The following is a 512-nucleotide window of genomic DNA, read 5'->3' as shown; positions in this document are numbered from 1 at the left end:
GGCTAGAAACCCACTCAAAAATTTTGCTTATTTTAAACTAATAAAAAACATTTGTCTTATATAATGCCTTGATTAATATGTATTTACCTAACTTATAGATGTATGTGATTATTTTCAAAAAGAACAATCATGTACAAAAAAGCGTTCATATGAACGCTTTTAAAATATTATTATTTATTTCTCTAACATATCGTAGCGACCTGTATGTAAGTGTCTTATCGTTTCACCACCTGGTAGTGGAGGTAAGCCTAATGAATCTTCTCTAGTAAATGCTTCTTTTAGTCCCTCTGTCCATGAGACATATACCATGTTTTCTGGACTAATTTCATGGAAAATTTCATCTCCTCGTCCTTCTTGAATCTTAAGTCCAAATTGTGGATCTATTAGGGTCCCACGCCCAACTACAACAATATCAGTATAATTTTCTACCGCATCTTTAGCACTTTCTTCATCAAAGACACCACCCACAGCGAATAATTTGGTTTCATCGTCTAAGACAGTTTTGAATAATG

The 512-nt window shown here is 33.2% G+C and carries 1 pseudogene; it reads right to left on the bottom strand.

From position 1 onward, the window contains the following. Nucleotides 1–174: 174 nt before the first annotated feature. Nucleotides 175–512, bottom strand: a pseudogene (locus ACRCJ0_RS19390) (NADH-dependent oxidoreductase); the annotation flags it as partial.

It is taken from the genome of Aerococcus sp. L_32 (assembly GCF_050689315.1).
The sequence above is the reverse complement of the archived record's forward strand: the minus strand, read 5'-3'. Positions and strand labels throughout refer to the sequence as shown.